Source organism: Mesorhizobium sp. BR-1-1-10 (assembly GCF_020165595.1).
In the GTDB taxonomy this organism is placed as follows: Bacteria; Pseudomonadota; Alphaproteobacteria; order Rhizobiales; family Rhizobiaceae; genus Mesorhizobium; species Mesorhizobium australicum.
Genome location: NZ_JAIUIL010000002.1, coordinates 14,610 through 32,012, shown reverse-complemented (window position 1 = coordinate 32,012; position 17,403 = coordinate 14,610). Strand labels below are relative to the sequence as shown.

Annotated in this window: 13 protein-coding genes and 1 tRNA gene; 12 read left to right on the top strand and 2 right to left on the bottom strand. The window is 62.3% G+C overall.

What is annotated here, in order from left to right; genetic code table 11:
* Window positions 1-270: 270 nt before the first annotated feature.
* The 12 genes from LB555_RS02960 to LB555_RS02905 all read left to right on the top strand — a co-directional run bounded on the left by LB555_RS02960 (window position 271) and on the right by LB555_RS02905 (window position 15,919).
* Entirely contained in the window at window positions 271-1,788 is a 1,518-nt protein-coding gene (locus tag LB555_RS02960) for a hypothetical protein (RefSeq protein ID WP_411970747.1), read from the top strand.
* A gap of 96 nt (window positions 1,789-1,884) precedes the next feature.
* Window positions 1,885-2,367, top strand: a complete 483-nt coding sequence (locus LB555_RS02955) for a group II truncated hemoglobin (RefSeq protein WP_224531695.1) — start codon at window positions 1,885-1,887, stop codon at window positions 2,365-2,367.
* Between the two features lie 191 nt (window positions 2,368-2,558).
* Window positions 2,559-2,634, top strand: a tRNA-Trp gene (locus tag LB555_RS02950).
* 361 nt (window positions 2,635-2,995) lie between these two features.
* Window positions 2,996-3,199 carry a preprotein translocase subunit SecE gene (gene secE, locus LB555_RS02945; RefSeq protein ID WP_013531408.1) on the top strand — a complete coding sequence of 68 codons (204 nt, stop codon included), beginning with the start codon at window positions 2,996-2,998 and terminating at the stop codon, window positions 3,197-3,199.
* 28 nt (window positions 3,200-3,227) lie between these two features.
* Complete coding sequence (nusG, locus tag LB555_RS02940; protein WP_015317996.1) at window positions 3,228-3,755, top strand: transcription termination/antitermination protein NusG; 528 nt, start codon at window positions 3,228-3,230, stop codon at window positions 3,753-3,755.
* Window positions 3,756-3,929: 174 nt separating this feature from the next.
* Window positions 3,930-4,358 carry a 50S ribosomal protein L11 gene (gene rplK / locus LB555_RS02935; RefSeq protein ID WP_010909262.1) on the top strand — a complete coding sequence of 143 codons (429 nt, stop codon included), beginning with the start codon at window positions 3,930-3,932 and terminating at the stop codon, window positions 4,356-4,358.
* Window positions 4,359-4,362: 4 nt separating this feature from the next.
* A complete protein-coding gene (rplA, locus tag LB555_RS02930) occupies window positions 4,363-5,061 on the top strand; it encodes a 50S ribosomal protein L1 (RefSeq protein ID WP_023775355.1) in 699 nt (232 codons plus the stop codon).
* 407 nt (window positions 5,062-5,468) lie between these two features.
* Window positions 5,469-5,987 carry a 50S ribosomal protein L10 gene (gene rplJ / locus LB555_RS02925; protein WP_015317994.1) on the top strand — a complete coding sequence of 173 codons (519 nt, stop codon included), beginning with the start codon at window positions 5,469-5,471 and terminating at the stop codon, window positions 5,985-5,987.
* A gap of 54 nt (window positions 5,988-6,041) precedes the next feature.
* A complete protein-coding gene (gene rplL / locus LB555_RS02920) occupies window positions 6,042-6,419 on the top strand; it encodes a 50S ribosomal protein L7/L12 (protein WP_015317993.1) in 378 nt (125 codons plus the stop codon).
* A 266-nt stretch (window positions 6,420-6,685) separates the two neighbouring features.
* Window positions 6,686-10,822, top strand: coding sequence for a DNA-directed RNA polymerase subunit beta (rpoB, locus tag LB555_RS02915; protein WP_015317992.1), 4,137 nt, complete (start codon window positions 6,686-6,688; stop codon window positions 10,820-10,822).
* A gap of 152 nt (window positions 10,823-10,974) precedes the next feature.
* Window positions 10,975-15,171, top strand: a complete 4,197-nt coding sequence (gene rpoC / locus LB555_RS02910; protein WP_015317991.1) for a DNA-directed RNA polymerase subunit beta' — start codon at window positions 10,975-10,977, stop codon at window positions 15,169-15,171.
* 82 nt (window positions 15,172-15,253) lie between these two features.
* Window positions 15,254-15,919 carry an O-methyltransferase gene (locus LB555_RS02905; RefSeq protein ID WP_224599717.1) on the top strand — a complete coding sequence of 222 codons (666 nt, stop codon included), beginning with the start codon at window positions 15,254-15,256 and terminating at the stop codon, window positions 15,917-15,919.
* Between the two features lie 21 nt (window positions 15,920-15,940).
* Here the strand turns inward: LB555_RS02905 and LB555_RS02900 are convergent, their stop codons facing one another.
* Together LB555_RS02900 and LB555_RS02895 are read right to left on the bottom strand one after the other, a co-directional pair.
* Entirely contained in the window at window positions 15,941-16,864 is a 924-nt protein-coding gene (locus LB555_RS02900) for a Gfo/Idh/MocA family protein (protein ID WP_224682434.1), read from the bottom strand.
* 154 nt (window positions 16,865-17,018) lie between these two features.
* Window positions 17,019-17,300 (bottom strand): hypothetical protein, encoded by a 282-nt coding sequence (locus tag LB555_RS02895; protein WP_015317988.1) that lies wholly within the window; start codon window positions 17,298-17,300, stop codon window positions 17,019-17,021.
* Between the last annotated feature and the right edge of the window lie 103 nt (window positions 17,301-17,403).

The window sequence follows — 17,403 nt, the reverse complement described above, 5'->3', positions numbered from 1 at the left end:
TCTCGAAAACGAAAGGGCGGTCTTCGGGCCGCCCTTTTTCGTTTCAGACGCCTCGCAACGCAAGCATTGCGCGTTTGTTTCAAAGCTGTTGCAAGCGCCATGGCTGCAACTAGTATAGGTTGCACTGAGGGAGCTTTGCCGACAGTGGTTCCAAGGCACCGTTTCGATGGGAAGGCATGGCGGTTATGGGCACTGGTTTGCCTCGCCGTCGCCATGGCTCTGCCCGTTTTGACAGCGCGAGCGGAGGATGGGCCTCTCGACATCCCGCCCATGCGCTTCGTCGTCGTGCGCAGCAACGCTCCGGGATGCGAACCCAATTGTCCTGAATGGATATCGGCGGACGGCACCATCGACGCGGGCACGCCGTCTCTCTTCAAGCGCACGCTCAAGGCGCTCAAGGGAAGGCAATTGCCGGTCGTCGTCAATTCGCCCGGCGGTAACGTCGAGGCCGCGTTGGCACTCGGCCGTATGATCCGCAAGAACAAGCTCGATATCGCCGTCGGCGTGACTGTTTTTTCCGATTGCCGACCGGAAACAAACTGCGGGGACAACAAGGGCAAGAGTGCCGATTATTTCGGTACGGCCTATGACGACGGAGCCATGTGCAATTCGGCCTGTCCGCTAATGTTTTCCGGCGGTGTCCGCCGCTTCGTTGGAGATTTCGGCTATCTCGGCGTCCACCAGATCACCACCACATACCAGCGGGAGAAGCTGCTCTACCGGACCACGTATCGGATCGTGAACGGCAGGAAGAAGATCATCAGCACCAAGGTGGTCAGCCGCAAAAACGCTGGCAGCTACAAAACCTACGAGATGAGCAGGACCGTCGAGAAGACGCTTTCGGCCTACCTTGAGGAAATGGGGATAGCAGACGGCGTACTGGAAGTCATGAAGGCCACGCCGGCCAGTGAGATTCGTCAGATTCCCCTCGACGACATGGTGAGGATGAAGCTGGTCACCAGCCGGGACGCAGTGGATCTGTTGACCGCCGCCAGCCTCTGCGGCCTGGCCCAGCCGGCCACGAACTGCCGGCAAATAGCTGGACCCGCAAGCAAGACGACGCCATCGGCCGCAGCCAGGCCCATGGCTGCCGTTCAACCGGATACCGCGAGGGCCGGCGGGGACATGCGGTTTGTCGTCGTTCGCGGCAGCAATCCGCTGTGCGATCCCGATTGTCCGGAATGGATATCGGCCGAAGGCGCGATCACGAACCAGGCGCCGCGGAAGCTGCGGCAGTTGCTGGCCACGCTTGGCGATCGGCGGCTGCCTGTCGTCATCAGCTCACGCGGAGGCGACCTGCCCAGCGCTCTCGCAATGGGGCGGCTTATCCATGAAAGAAAGCTCGACATCGCCGTTGCCCGCACCGATTTCGTCGACTGTGACCCCGACGCGTGGAACTGCCTGGCTACGGAAGGAGCCTATGCCGGATTGAGCATCGATGCGGGGGTGGAGTGTGATTCCGCCTGTGCGTTAGTGGTCGCCGGCGGTGCCAGACGGCTTGTCGGTCCCCGGGCGCGGCTCAGCCTGTATCCGATGGGACAGAAGCTGGTGGTCAAGGCCTACCTCGACGAGATGGCGATCAGTCCCGCTCTGTTCGCAACAATCGAACGACGCTCGACCGAGGGGCAACTTGACCCAGACACCATGCTCAAGCTTGGACTGACAACGGGACCGCAATCGGTCGACGCGCTGACCGGCTCCACGATTTGCAAGGCTGTTGCCAAGCCCGACAATTGCCTGGGCCTGCCAGCCGCCAATGCACAGGCCGACGCGCCCGCCAGGCTGTAGAGCACGGTGATGTCAGGGGAACTGCCCATCGAGGCAGGTTGAGCCATATCCGATTTCCGCTATCGTCGCGGCGGCGGGGCCGGCGAAGGATCGAGAATGAGCCAGGACGTTCCGACACTCTACGAATGGGCCGGAGGCAGCGAGGCGCTGAACCGGCTGACGCAAACCTTCTACGACAAGGTGGCACGAGATCCGGTCGTTGGCCCGGTGTTCAAGCACATGTCGCCGGACCACCCCGCCCATGTCGCGGCCTTCATCGGCGAGGTCTTCGGCGGACCGAAAACCTACAGCGAAACCTTTGGCGGCCACCGCGAAATGGTCATGCATCATCTGGGCAAGCATTTGAGCGAGGAGCAGCGCCGCCGCTGGATCAATCTTCTCGCCGACGCGGCGGATGAGGTCGGTCTGCCGGACGATCCGGAATTCCGTTCAGCCTTCATGGGCTACGTCGAATGGGGATCGCGGCTGGCCAAGATGAATTCCAATCTCGGCGAGACCTGCAATCCCGAGACCGAACCGATGCCGGCCTGGGGCTGGGGCGTGCCTGGCGGTCCGTATCGGGTGCCGGACGCAAAATAGCTTCGGCTGCCGGCGATACCTCTATGAATCGCGCGCCAGCCACTTCAGGCGGGAGCTGGAGATCGATGCCGAGGGGCTGGTCGCCGACCATCTCGATTTCTGGCGCAGGGGTTAAGCACGTTTGCCTGCAAACCGCTCTTTACAGAGCGCGCGGAAGCTTTTAGGAAGCGCCTGCGCCGAAGCGCGCGTGTACGGGCATAGCTCAGTTGGTAGAGCGGCGGTCTCCAAAACCGCAGGTCGTAGGTTCGAGCCCTGCTGCCCGTGCCATTTCCTAAGACTGGCATCAAAACGATGTTTCGCGGGCCAGCCTTTGAAAATCGGCGAGCCGCTTGCCATATTAGCCCGATTGGGGCATAAGGGTGCCATAGCCGGGACGGAACGACTGGATGGTTCCGAGGCGGTGTTTGGTCATAAAGCGGGCACTTGCCACTTGCGTGGATCAAGAATCGGTTTTATGTAGACGAAACAGACACGCGACGCGTGGAGCTGGGAAGCCGGCTTTACGCGTCTGATTTGCATGGGCGAAATGATTGTGCTGATTCGGCGCAGGATTGGGCTCAGGCGGCACGTCCCGGCCAGCGGGATCATCCAGGGGGCCCGGCCAACGGGTCTTGAAGACAGGCGGCATATGGCTTCGAAAACCACAAATCCTTTCGTCTTTCTCCAGCAGGTGCGCGCGGAGACAGCCAAGGTGACTTGGCCGTCGCGCCGCGAGACGATGATCTCGACGGTCATGGTCCTGGCCTTTGCTGTGATTGCGATGATCTTCTTCTTCACCGCCGATCAGCTCATGGGCCTCGCGGTCGAGCAGATTCTGGGCATTGGACGCTAAGTCCGGCGATTAGGAGAAGTCGAAAAAAATGGCTACGCGCTGGTACATCGTCCACGCCTATTCGAACTTCGAGAAGAAGGTCGCCGAGGACATCGAGAACAAGGCCAAGCAGAAGGGCCTGTCCGCCGATATCGAGCAGATCGTGGTGCCGACCGAGAAGGTCGTCGAAGTTCGTCGCGGCCGGAAGGTCGACGCCGAGCGCAAGTTCTTCCCAGGCTACGTGCTCTTGAAGGCCAACCTGACCGACGCCGTGTTCTCGCTGGTCAAGAACACGCCGAAAGTTACTGGTTTTCTCGGCGACTCCAAGCCGGTGCCGATCACCGAGGCCGAAGCCCAGCGCATCCTGAACCAGGTGCAGGAAGGCGTCGAGCGGCCGAAGCCCTCGGTCACCTTCGAGATCGGCGAGGCGATCCGCGTTTCGGATGGTCCCTTCGCGTCGTTCAACGGTTTCGTCCAGGAAGTGGACGAGGAGCGGGCGCGGCTCAAGGTGGAAGTTTCGATCTTCGGGCGCGCCGTGCCCGTCGATCTGGAATTCGGACAGGTCGAAAAGGGCTGATCCGAAATCCCTGATGCCGGTCCGGCGATCAGGGGAGGCGGCGCGGCAACGCGCGGCTTGAGAACGGTGGGAGGCGAAGGCGGCTTTAGCCGGCCGCAAGAACCGCACCACCAGACTGCAACCGCCGGTGTTTCCCAGATCGTGGGGCCGGCATAGACAAAGGCAGGAAAAGAGATGGCTAAGAAAATTGCAGGCCAGCTCAAGCTCCAGGTCTCCGCGGGATCGGCCACGCCGTCTCCCCCGATCGGCCCGGCACTTGGTCAGCGTGGCATCAACATCATGGAGTTCTGCAAGGCGTTCAACGCGCAGACCCAGGAAATGGAAAAGGGATCGCCGGTTCCGGTCGTCATCACCTATTACCAGGACAAGTCGTTCACCTTCGTCATGAAGACGCCCCCGGTGAGCTACTTCCTGAAGAAGGCCGCGAACCTGAAGTCGGGCTCGAAGGAGCCGGGCAAGGTCAAGGCTGGCACGGTTTCGCGCGACAAGGTTCGCGAAATCGCGACCGCCAAGATGAAGGATCTGAACGCGAACGACGTCGAAGCGGCCATGCGCATGGTCGAGGGCTCCGCCCGCTCGATGGGTCTGGAAGTGGTGGGCTAAGATCATGGCAAAGATTGCAAAGCGTGTATCGAAGACCCGTGAAGGCATCGATCCCAACAAGGCTTACGCGCTCGGTGATGCGCTGAAGCTGCTCAAGGATCGTTCCTCGGTCAAGTTCGACGAGACCATCGAAGTGGCCATGAACCTCGGCGTAGACCCGCGTCATGCCGACCAGATGGTTCGCGGCGTGGTCAACCTGCCGAACGGCACCGGCCGCTCGGTCCGTGTCGCCGTGTTCGCCCGTGGCGACAAGGCCGAAGAGGCCAAGGCCGCCGGTGCCGACATCGTCGGTGCCGAGGATCTGGTCGACATCGTCCAGAAGGGCACGATCGATTTCGATCGCTGCATCGCCACGCCGGACATGATGCCGCTCGTCGGCCGTCTCGGTAAGGTGCTCGGCCCGCGCGGCATGATGCCGAACCCGAAGGTCGGCACCGTCACCACCGATGTCGCCGCGGCCGTCAAGGCTTCGAAGGGCGGCGCGGTCGAGTTCCGTGTCGAGAAGGCCGGCATCGTTCATGCCGGTGTCGGCAAGGTCTCTTTCGACGTCAAGGCGCTGGAAGAGAACGTCCGTGCCTTCGCCGATGCGGTGACCAAGGCAAAGCCGGCTGGCGCCAAGGGCAACTACGTCAAGAAGGTGTCCGTCACCTCGACGATGGGCCCGGGCCTCAAGCTCGACGTCTCGACGCTCGCCGCGTCCTGATTGGATTTGGGTTGGCCTTTCGAAGGCTGATCCGTGACTGAATTCCGGGCCTTGGATTTATCCTGGGCCCGGTACCGGAAGCCGGAAGGCTTCCGGACATCCTGTCCGAGATTGCGGGCGGCCCGAACCTTGATTCAAGAGGAGGGCCTTAATTCATGTGGGCCTGCATGAGACGGGTGAAAACCGGACAACGGAGCAACAAGCTCCAATGAAAGGTTCGAACCGTGTTTGCCTTTTGTCTGCGCATCGCCGGCTTTGCCGTCGATGTGGCGAAAGGGGGCAGGATCCTCGAGCGTCGTTCGGGAGATCCGTTACTGGATGGCCCGGCCGGCAAAAGGCAACCCGACGCCTGTCCTCGAAATGGGAATGTTCCCATTGGCAGGACTGGGGTCAACTGGAGATAGGCAGTGGACAGAGCGGAAAAACGCGAACTCGTCACGGGCCTGAATGATGCGTTTTCGGGCGCGGGTTCAGTCGTCGTGGCCCACTATGCCGGTATCACCGTCGCGCAAATGAACGACCTTCGGTCGAAGATGCGCGCTGCCGGTGGCACCGTTAAAGTCGCGAAGAACCGTCTCGCCAAAATCGCTCTTCAGGGCACGGACTCCGCATCGATCATCGAGCTGTTCAAGGGACAGACGCTGATCGCCTATTCGGAGGATCCGATTGCGGCGCCGAAGGTCGCGTCCGATTTCGCCAAGGGGAATGACAAGCTCGTCATTCTCGGCGGCGCAATGGGCACCACCTCGCTCAACGCCGACGGTGTGAAGGCACTCGCCACACTTCCGTCGCTCGATGAGCTGCGCGCCAGGCTGGTTGGCATGATCGCCACGCCGGCAACCCGGATCGCCCAGATCGTCAATGCGCCAGCGGCCTCGGTCGCGCGCGTCATCGGCGCTTACGCCCGGAAGGACGAGGCGGCATGAGGCCGTTCCTCGCTATCAAAAACACACGTTCGAACCTAACGAAGGAACACAACAATGGCTGATCTGGCAAAGATCGTAGACGACCTTTCGAAGCTGACCGTCCTCGAGGCGGCTGAGCTGTCGAAGCTTCTGGAAGAAAAGTGGGGCGTTTCGGCTGCTGCTCCGGTGGCGGTTGCCGCTGCTGGCGGTGCTGCCGCTGCTGCTGCCCCGGTCGAGGAAAAGACGGAATTCGACGTCGTTCTCACCGAGGCCGGCGCTCAGAAGATCAACGTCATCAAGGAAGTCCGCGCCATCACCGGTCTTGGCCTCAAGGAAGCCAAGGACCTGGTCGAAGCGGCTCCGAAGCCGGTCAAGGAAGGCGTTTCCAAGGCCGATGCTGACAAGTTCAAGGCGCAGCTGGAAGCAGCCGGCGCCAAGGTCGACCTGAAGTAAGCGTAAAAAGCGGCGGGCGGCCTCGCGCCGTCCGCCACTCCCTTGGGTGACCAGGGGAGGCTGCGTGACGCGAGATGTACGAAAACCTCTTTCCTGAGGGCCGTAAACCGGCCTTCAGGAAACGGGTTTTCTCCCGTTTTAGCCGGTAACCGCCAAGCAATTGGAGAGGCGGCCGGAGAACAGACAGAGAGCCGCCGCCCAGGTGGCTCAGTATGCAAGACGAACCGCGGCGAGGTTCGTCCCGAGTTTAGAGCTAAGGAGCGACGATGGCCCAGACCCAGACTTTCAATGGCCGCAGACGCGTACGCAAGTTCTTCGGGAAGATCCCGGAAGTTGCGGAGATGCCGAACCTTATCGAGGTTCAGAAGGCATCCTATGACCAGTTCCTGATGGTGGACGAGCCCAAGGGCGGGCGTCCCGACGAAGGACTGCAGGCTGTTTTCAAGTCGGTCTTCCCGATCTCCGATTTTTCCGGCTCCTCCATGCTGGAGTTCGTGAAGTACGAGTTCGAAGGACCGAAATTCGACGTTGACGAATGCCGTCAGCGCGACCTGACCTATGCCGCGCCGCTGAAGGTGACGCTGCGCCTCATCGTGTTCGATATCGACGAGGATACCGGTGCCAAGTCGATCAAGGACATCAAGGAGCAGGACGTCTACATGGGCGACATGCCGCTCATGACCTTGAACGGCACCTTTATCGTCAACGGCACCGAGCGCGTCATCGTCTCGCAGATGCACCGCTCGCCGGGCGTCTTCTTCGACCACGACAAGGGCAAGTCGCACTCGTCGGGCAAGCTTCTGTTTGCCGCCCGTGTGATCCCCTATCGTGGCTCGTGGCTCGACATCGAGTTCGATTCCAAGGACGTCGTGCACGCCCGCATCGACCGTCGCCGCAAGATTCCGGTGACGTCGCTGCTGATGGCGCTTGGCATGGACGGCGAGGAGATCCTGTCGACCTTCTACAATAAGATCACCTACAAGCGCGCCGGCGACCATTGGCGCATTCCCTTCAACGTCGAGCGTTTCCGCGGCCTCAAGGCCGTCGGCGACCTGGTCGATGCCGACACCGGCGAGATCGTCGTCGAGGCGGGCAAGAAGATCACCGCTCGCCAGGCACGCCAGCTCGGCGAAAAGGGTCTCAAGGCGATTAAGGCGACCGACGAGGATCTGCTCGGCAACTACCTGGCCGAGGACATCGTCAACTACGCCACCGGCGAAATTTTCCTCGAGGCCGGGGACGAGATCGACGACAAGACGCTCAAGGTGCTGCTCGGCACCGGCGAGCAGGAGATCCAGGTCCTCGACATCGACCATGTCAATGTCGGCGCCTATATCCGCAACACGCTCGCCGTCGACAAGAACGAGAGCCGCCAGGACGCGCTGTTCGACATCTACCGTGTCATGCGCCCGGGCGAGCCGCCGACGCTCGAGACCGCCGAAGCCATGTTCAACTCGCTGTTCTTCGACAGCGAGCGCTACGACCTGTCCGCCGTCGGCCGCGTCAAGATGAACATGCGCCTCGAGCTCAAGGCCGAGGACACCGTGCGCGTGCTGCGCAAGGACGACATCCTGGCCGTGGTCAGGACGCTGGTCGAACTGCGTGACGGCAAGGGCGAGATCGACGACATCGACAATCTCGGCAACCGCCGTGTGCGTTCGGTCGGCGAGCTGATGGAGAACCAGTACCGCGTCGGCCTGCTGCGCATGGAGCGCGCGATCAAGGAACGCATGTCCTCGATCGAGATCGACACGGTCATGCCGCAGGACCTGATCAACGCCAAGCCGGCGGCCGCCGCCGTGCGCGAGTTCTTCGGTTCCTCACAGCTGTCGCAGTTCATGGACCAGACCAACCCGCTGTCGGAGATCACCCACAAGCGTCGTCTCTCGGCGCTTGGGCCGGGCGGTCTGACCCGCGAGCGTGCCGGCTTCGAAGTGCGCGACGTGCACCCGACGCATTACGGCCGTATCTGCCCGATCGAGACGCCGGAAGGCCCGAATATCGGTCTGATCAACTCGCTGGCGACCTTCGCGCGCGTCAACAAGTACGGCTTCATCGAAAGCCCGTACCGCAAGATCGTTGACGGCAAGCTGACCAATGACGTCGTCTATCTCTCGGCGATGGAAGAGGCCAAGCACCATGTCGCGCAGGCCAACGCCGAGCTCGACAAGAATGGCGGCTTCGTCGACGAGTTCGTCATTTGCCGCAGCGCCGGCGAAGTGATGATGGCGCCGCGCGAAAACGTCGACCTGATGGACGTGTCGCCCAAGCAGATGGTGTCTGTTGCCGCGGCGCTCATCCCGTTCCTCGAGAACGACGACGCCAACCGCGCTCTAATGGGCTCGAACATGCAGCGCCAGGCCGTGCCGCTGGTGCGCGCCGAGGCGCCGTTCGTCGGCACCGGCATGGAGCCGATCGTCGCCCGTGACTCGGGCGCCGCCATCGGCGCGCGTCGTGGCGGCATCGTCGACCAGGTGGACGCGACGCGTATCGTTATCCGCGCCACCGAGGATCTCGATCCGGGCAAGTCCGGCGTCGACATCTACCGGCTGATGAAGTTCCAGCGCTCGAACCAGAACACCTGCATCAACCAGCGTCCGCTGGTGCGCATGGGTGACCGGGTCAACAAGGGCGACATCATCGCCGACGGTCCGTCGACCGAGCTTGGTGATCTGGCGCTCGGCCGCAACGTGCTGGTCGCGTTCATGCCGTGGAACGGCTACAACTACGAGGACTCGATCCTGCTCTCCGAGCGTATCGTGGCCGACGACGTCTTCACCTCGATCCACATCGAGGAGTTCGAGGTCATGGCGCGCGATACCAAGCTCGGTCCGGAGGAAATCACGCGCGATATTCCAAACGTCTCGGAAGAAGCGCTGAAGAACCTCGACGAAGCCGGCATCGTCTATATCGGTGCGGAAGTGCAGCCGGGCGACATCCTGGTCGGCAAGATCACGCCGAAGGGCGAGAGCCCGATGACGCCGGAAGAGAAGCTTCTGCGCGCCATCTTCGGCGAAAAGGCTTCCGACGTGCGCGACACTTCGATGCGCATGCCTCCGGGCACTTTCGGCACCGTCGTCGAGGTGCGCGTGTTCAATCGCCACGGTGTGGAGAAGGACGAGCGCGCCATGGCGATCGAGCGCGAGGAGATCGAACGCCTCGCCAAGGATCGCGACGACGAGCAGGCCATTCTGGACCGTAACGTCTATGCGCGTCTTTCCGACGTTCTCGTCGGCAAGGAAGCGATCGCTGGACCGAAGGGCTTCAAGAAGGGCTCGACGCTGTCCAAGGACACGCTCGACGAGTATCCGCGTTCGCAGTGGTGGCAGTTTGCGGTGGAGAACGAAAAGCTCCAGAGCGAACTGGAAGCCCTGCGTGGCCAGTACGACGATTCCAAGAAGGCGCTCGAACAGCGCTTCATGGACAAGGTCGAGAAGGTGCAGCGCGGCGACGAAATGCCTCCGGGCGTCATGAAGATGGTCAAGGTCTTCGTGGCGGTGAAGCGCAAGATGCAGCCCGGCGACAAGATGGCCGGCCGTCACGGCAACAAGGGTGTCGTGTCGCGTATCGTTCCGGTCGAGGACATGCCTTTCCTCGAGGACGGCACGCATGCCGATATCGTGCTCAACCCGCTGGGTGTGCCGAGCCGCATGAATGTCGGCCAGATCCTGGAAACGCATCTGGGCTGGGCCTGCGCTGGCATGGGCAGGAAGATCGGCGAGCTTATCGATGCGTACAAGACAGCCGGCGACATCAAGCCGCTGCGCAAGACGCTCGAGAGCTTCATGCCGGCCAACGACCGCAACGAGCCGGTTCGCGAATATGACGACGAGAGCATCGTTCGCCTGAGCGAGCAGATGCGCCGCGGCGTCTCCATCGCGACCCCGGTGTTCGACGGCGCGCATGAGGCTGACATCAACATCATGCTGGAGCAGGCGGGCCTGCACACCAGCGGTCAGTCGCAGCTCTATGACGGACGCACCGGCGAGCCGTTCGATCGCAAGGTGACGATGGGCTATATCTACATGCTCAAGCTTCACCACCTCGTGGACGACAAGATCCACGCGCGTTCGATCGGTCCGTACTCGCTCGTCACCCAGCAGCCGCTGGGCGGCAAGGCGCAGTTCGGCGGCCAGCGCTTCGGCGAGATGGAGGTCTGGGCACTGGAAGCCTACGGCGCCGCTTACACGCTGCAGGAAATGCTGACGGTGAAGTCGGACGACGTCGCCGGCCGCACCAAGGTCTACGAGGCGATCGTGCGTGGCGACGACACGTTCGAGGCAGGCATTCCCGAGAGCTTCAACGTGCTCGTCAAGGAAATGCGGTCTCTCGGCCTCAATGTCGAGCTCGAGAACACCAAGCTCGACGACAACCCGATCCGGCTGCCCGATGCTGCCGAATAGGGGCGCGGCCGAGTAAACAAGACATCCGGGCGCGGGAGAGGGCTCTCGCGACCGGATGCACCAATTCTTCGGCCGGTGGGCCGACCACTCAGCGGGCATTCGGCCCGCGTTAGATGCAAGGGGTTTTCGAGGACCCCGAAAAGGAGAACGGCATGAACCAAGAGGTCATGAATCTCTTCAATCCGCAGGCGCCTGCGCAGGTGTTCGATTCCATCCGGATTTCGCTTGCCAGCCCTGAGAAGATTCTGTCCTGGTCGTTCGGCGAGATCAAGAAGCCGGAGACCATCAACTACCGCACCTTCAAGCCGGAGCGTGACGGTCTGTTCTGCGCGCGCATTTTTGGCCCGATCAAGGACTATGAATGCCTGTGCGGCAAGTACAAGCGCATGAAGTACAAGGGCGTGATCTGCGAGAAGTGCGGCGTCGAAGTCACGCTGTCGCGCGTCCGCCGCGAGCGCATGGGCCATATCGAGCTGGCGGCTCCCGTCGCTCACATCTGGTTCCTGAAGTCGCTGCCCTCGCGCATCGGCACCCTGCTCGACATGACGCTGAAGGATATCGAGCGCGTCCTCTACTTCGAGAACTACATCGTCACCGAGCCTGGCCTCACCGCGCTGAAGGAGCACCAGCTGCTCAGCGAGGAAGAGTACATGATCGCCGTCGACGAATATGGCGAGGACAGTTTCACCGCCATGATCGGCGCCGAGGCCATTCATGACCTTCTGGCCGGCATGGACCTGGAGAAGATCGCCGGCGACCTGCGTTCGGAACTGGCGTCGACCACGTCCGAGCTGAAGCAGAAGAAGTATCTGAAGCGGCTCAAGGTCGTCGAGAACTTCATGGAATCCGGCAACCGTCCGGAATGGATGATCATGAAGGTGGTTCCGGTGATCCCGCCGGACCTGCGCCCGCTCGTCCCGCTGGACGGCGGTCGTTTCGCGACGTCCGATCTGAACGATCTCTACCGCCGCGTCATCAACCGCAACAACCGCCTGAAGCGGCTGATCGAGCTGCGGGCGCCGGGCATCATCGTGCGCAATGAAAAGCGCATGCTGCAGGAAGCCGTCGATGCGCTGTTCGACAACGGCCGTCGCGGCCGCGTCATCACCGGCGCCAACAAGCGTCCGCTGAAGTCGCTGTCCGACATGCTCAAGGGCAAGCAGGGCCGGTTCCGTCAGAACCTGCTCGGCAAGCGCGTCGACTATTCCGGACGCTCGGTCATCGTCACCGGTCCGGAGCTCAAGCTGCACCAGTGCGGCCTGCCGAAGAAGATGGCGCTCGAACTGTTCAAGCCCTTCATCTACGCCCGTCTCGACGCCAAGGGTTACTCCTCGACCGTCAAGCAGGCCAAGAAGCTGGTCGAGAAGGAGCGTCCGGAAGTCTGGGATATCCTCGATGAGGTCATCCGCGAGCATCCGGTTCTCTTGAATCGCGCTCCGACGCTGCACCGCCTCGGCATCCAGGCGTTCGAGCCGATCCTGATCGAAGGCAAGGCGATCCAGCTTCACCCGCTGGTCTGCACGGCCTTCAACGCCGACTTCGACGGCGACCAGATGGCCGTTCACGTGCCGCTGTCGCTGGAAGCGCAGTTGGAAGCCCGCGTGCTGATGATGTCGACCAACAACATCCTGCACCCGGCTTCCGGCGCGCCGATCATCGTGCCGTCGCAGGACATGGTCCTGGGTCTCTACTACCTCTCGATCGTCAACCAGAACGAGCCGGGCGAGGGCATGGTGTTTGCCGACATGGGCGAACTCCAGCACGCGCTCGAGACCAAGGCTGTGACCCTCCACGCCAAGATCAAGGGCCGCTTCCGCACGGTCGACGCCGAAGGAAAGGTCGTGTCGAAAATCCATGACACCACGCCTGGCCGCATGATCATTGGCGAGCTTCTGCCGAAGAACGTCAACGTGCCCTATGAGACCGCCAACCAGGAGATGACCAAGAAGAACATCTCCAAGATGATCGACACCGTCTACCGCCATTGCGGTCAGAAGGAGACGGTCATTTTCTGCGACCGCATCATGGCGCTCGGCTTTGCCCATGCCTGCCGTGCCGGCATTTCGTTCGGCAAGGACGACATGCTGATCCCGGACACCAAGATCAAGCTGGTGTCGGACACCGAGGCTTTGGCCAAGGAGTACGAGCAGCAGTACAATGACGGCCTGATCACGCAGGGCGAGAAGTACAATAAGGTCGTCGACGCCTGGGCCAAGTGCTCGGAAAAGGTCGCCGACGAAATGATGGCCCGCATCAAGGCGGTCGAGTTCGAGGACAACGGCCGTCAGAAGCCGATGAACTCGATCTACATGATGTCGCACTCCGGTGCGCGCGGCTCGCCCACCCAGATGCGCCAGCTCGCCGGCATGCGCGGCCTGATGGCCAAGCCGTCGGGTGAAATCATCGAGACGCCGATCATCTCGAACTTCAAGGAAGGCCTGACCGTGCTCGAGTATTTCAACTCGACCCACGGCGCCCGCAAGGGTCTGGCCGATACCGCCTTGAAGACGGCGAACTCGGGTTACCTCACCCGTCGTCTGGTCGACGTGGCGCAGGACTGCATCGTCAACTCCGTGGATTGCGGCACCGACAAGGGCCTCACCATGCAGCCGATCGTCGATGCCGGTCAGGTCGTCGCTTCGGTCGGCCAGCGCGTGCTGGGCCGTACATCGCTCGACGACATCACCCATCCGGTGTCGGGCGAGGTTCTGGTCAAGGCCGGAACGCTGATGGACGAGCGTGACGTCGAGCAGATCGAAAAGGCCGGCGTGCAGTCGGTCCGCATTCGCTCGGCCCTGACCTGCGAAGTCAGGATCGGCGTCTGCGCGGTCTGCTACGGACGCGATCTGGCCCGCGGCACCCCGGTCAACCAGGGCGAAGCCGTCGGCGTCATCGCGGCGCAGTCGATCGGCGAGCCGGGCACGCAGCTCACCATGCGTACCTTCCACATGGGCGGTACGGCGCAGGTGGTGGATAGCTCGTTCCTTGAAGCCTCCTATGAGGGCAAGGTCGAGATCCGCAACCGCAACGTGGTGCGCAACTCGGACGGCCAGCAGATGGTCATGGGCCGCAACATGGCGGTTCTGATCCTCGACGAAGCCGGCAAGGAGCGCGCCACGCACCGTGTCACCTATGGTTCGCGCATCTTCGTGGACGATGGCGACAAGGTGAAGCGCGGTCAGCGTATCGCCGAGTGGGATCCCTATACCCGTCCTGTCCTCACTGAAATCGAGGGCAAGGTGTCGTATGAGGATCTGGTCGACGGCATTTCCGTTCAGGAAACGGCCGACGAGTCGACCGGCATCACCAAGCGTGAGGTCATCGACTGGCGTTCGACGCCGCGTGGCAACGACCTCAAGCCCGCGATTGCCATCCTGGACACCAAGGGCAAGGTCGGCAAGCTGTCGAAGGGTGGCGACGCCCGCTTCCTGCTCTCGGTCGAGGCCATTCTCTCGGTCGAGCCGGGTGCTCAGGTTCGCCCCGGCGACGTGCTGGCGCGTATCCCGATGGAAAGCGCCAAGACCAAGGACATCACCGGCGGTCTGCCGCGTGTTGCCGAACTGTTCGAGGCACGTCGTCCGAAGGATCACGCCATCATCGCCGAGATCGATGGCACGATCCGCTTCGGCCGCGACTACAAGAACAAGCGCCGCATCATCATCGAGCCGCACGACTCGACGCTCGAGCCGGTCGAGTACCTGATCCCGAAGGGCAAGCCGTTCCATCTCCAGGACGGCGACGTCATCGAGAAGGGCGACTACATCCTCGACGGCAATCCGGCGCCGCACGACATCCTGGCAATCAAGGGCGTGGAGGCACTTGCTTCCTACCTAGTCAACGAGATCCAGGAAGTCTACCGCCTGCAGGGCGTCTCGATCAACGACAAGCACATCGAGGTGATCGTTCGCCAGATGCTGCAGAAGGTCGAGATCACGGTGCAGGGCGACTCGACCTATATCCCGGGCGACCACGTCGATGTGATCGAACTGGAAGAGGTCAACGAGCGCCTGGTCGAGGACGGCAAGAAGCCGGCCGAAGGCCAGCCGGTGCTCTTGGGCATCACCAAGGCATCGCTGCAGACGCCGTCCTTCATCTCGGCCGCCTCCTTCCAGGAGACGACCAGGGTGCTGACGGAAGCCGCGGTTGCCGGCAAGACCGACATGCTGCAGGGCTTGAAGGAAAACGTCATCGTCGGCCGGCTGATCCCCGCCGGTACCGGCGGCACGATGAGCCAGATCCGGCGCATCGCCACCTCGCGCGACGAACTGATCATCGACGAGCGCCGCAAGGCCTCCGGTGTGGAAGTCGCCGAGCCGATGCTGGCGGACATGACAACCGCCGCGCAGTAGGCGCGGCGGCAAAAATCTCAGGCAACAGAAGCCGTCGGGGCAACCCGGCGGCTTTTTCATTTTTGCGATCGGAGGAAAGCGGATGAACACGAAGACCTGGACGGCTGTCGATGACTACATCGTTTCTTCTCTCTTCGAGGCGGATCCCGTTCTCGACGCGGTTCTGGCGGCCAACCGCCGCCAGGGCCTGCCGGCGATCGACGTCTCGGCGGCGCAAGGAAAGCTGCTCTCGCTGCTGGTGCGCATCAGCGGCGCGAAGAAGGTGCTCGAGATCGGCACGCTGGGTGGCTATTCGACCATCTGGATGGCGCGGGGATTGCCTGCTGACGGCAAGGTCGTGACACTCGAACTCGATCCGCACCATGCCAAGGTCGCGCGTTCGAATTTCGAGCGGGCAGGGGTTGCGGACCGTGTGGAACTGCGTGTCGGTTCGGCGCTCCAGTCGCTCACAGAACTGGGCGGCGAGAATGCCGGCCCGTTCGATCTCATCTTCATCGACGCGGACAAGCCGAACAACCCGAACTATCTGGCCTGGGCCTTGCGGCTGTCGCGGTCAGGAACGGTTATCGTCTGCGACAACGTCATCCGCGATGGTGCCGTTCTGGATGAAGATGGACGCGATGCCAATGTCGAGGGCGCCCGCGCGGCATTTTCATTCATCGGTGGCGACAAACGGCTGGACGGCACCGCCATCCAGACGGTGGGCGCCAAGGGCTATGACGGGTTTGCGATTGCGATTGTCGATTGATGCCGAGGCGGTCCGGCGACCTCAGTCGAAAAACGCCTCGACCACGTTGCGCTTGCCGAGCATGAAGGCGTCGGCGACGTGCTGGAGCGGCGCAAGGTCCACATCCGACGTCCCGGCGTGCACGATTTCGGCAAAGCGCCGATAGAGCATCGGATATTCCGCTTCCGGCTCCTCGTGTACGATATTGCCCTCGACGGCGAGCTTCGAGCCACCACCCGAGAGCACCATCTGTCCGGCATCCGTATCGGCCAGGATGTCCCAGCTCTGCGGTCCGGTCTGCAACCAGTCGAGATCCATCGTCACATCCGATCCGTTCGCTGCCCGGAACGCGACCTGGGCCGCGATCGGCGCGTCACGGTTCACCGGAAAGTCGAGCACGGCCGAAGTGATGTACATTGCCGGCAGTATGTAGGTTGCGATCGACAGCGCGTTGATGCCGGGATCGAAGACGCCGAAGCCGCCAGGCTGCCAGATCCAGTCCTGGTTTGGGTGCCAGCGGCGCACATCTTCCTTCCAGACGATCGCCGCCGATTTGATTTTGGTCGAAGCGAGGAATGTCCGCGCCGCTTCGACCGCCGGCGCGTAGCGCGAATGCCAGCTTGCGAACAGTGAGACGCCTTGTTTTGCCGCGAGCGCCTTCAGGTCCTCGACCTCGCTGACCGTGGCACCGGGCGGCTTTTCCAGGAAAACGTGCTTCCCAGCCTCGAGCGCCTTGCGCGCGGCGTCATAGCGGAACTGCGGCGGCATGCACAGCGACACTGCATCGAGTTCGGGGACCGCGCCAAGCATCGTCTCGATGTCGGGGAAATTCACAATGCCGTCGACCTTGCCGTGCCGGCTGGCCGCCGCGATCAGCTGGTAATCCCGATCCTTGGCCAGGGCGGGAAGGTGTTGGTCGCGGACGATCTTGCCGACGCCGACAATGCTGATTCTGATGGGCGAGATGGATGAGGACATGAGGCTCCGCCGGGTTTGGACGACTGCGCGTCTCTTAGCAGATCGGCCATGACGGGCAAGCGTCGGCCGTGCCGGCTATCCGAACGAATCGCGTCACGGCAAGGAGGGCAAGGAAGGACACCGCGCCCATGACACGCCATGATCAGATCGGCGCGTCGAAGGTGACGATCGACACTTCGCCTTCGAGAGCGCCCTGGTAGGCCGACAGATGCGGCTCGTCGTCGGGCACCCCGTCCATATCGCCGATCTGGTCGAGCTCGGCTTCGGCATAGCCTTCCGCCGCCAGCGATTCGAGGGCGCGTCGCACCGCCGAATCGTCATCAGGAGCGACCAGCATGACATGCACGCCTTCCACCTTGCCGCCTTTGCGCTTCCACACCCGGCCGGTGATGATGGTGACCGGGCGTTCTTCATTGTCGTTCACGGCTGATTCCTCCTGGCAAGCGCGGGCGAGGGGATGTTGATGCTCAGGCCGCCTTTTCGCATGAAGCATGGGCGCGCAAAAGCCAAAAGCCGGTCACTTTCTT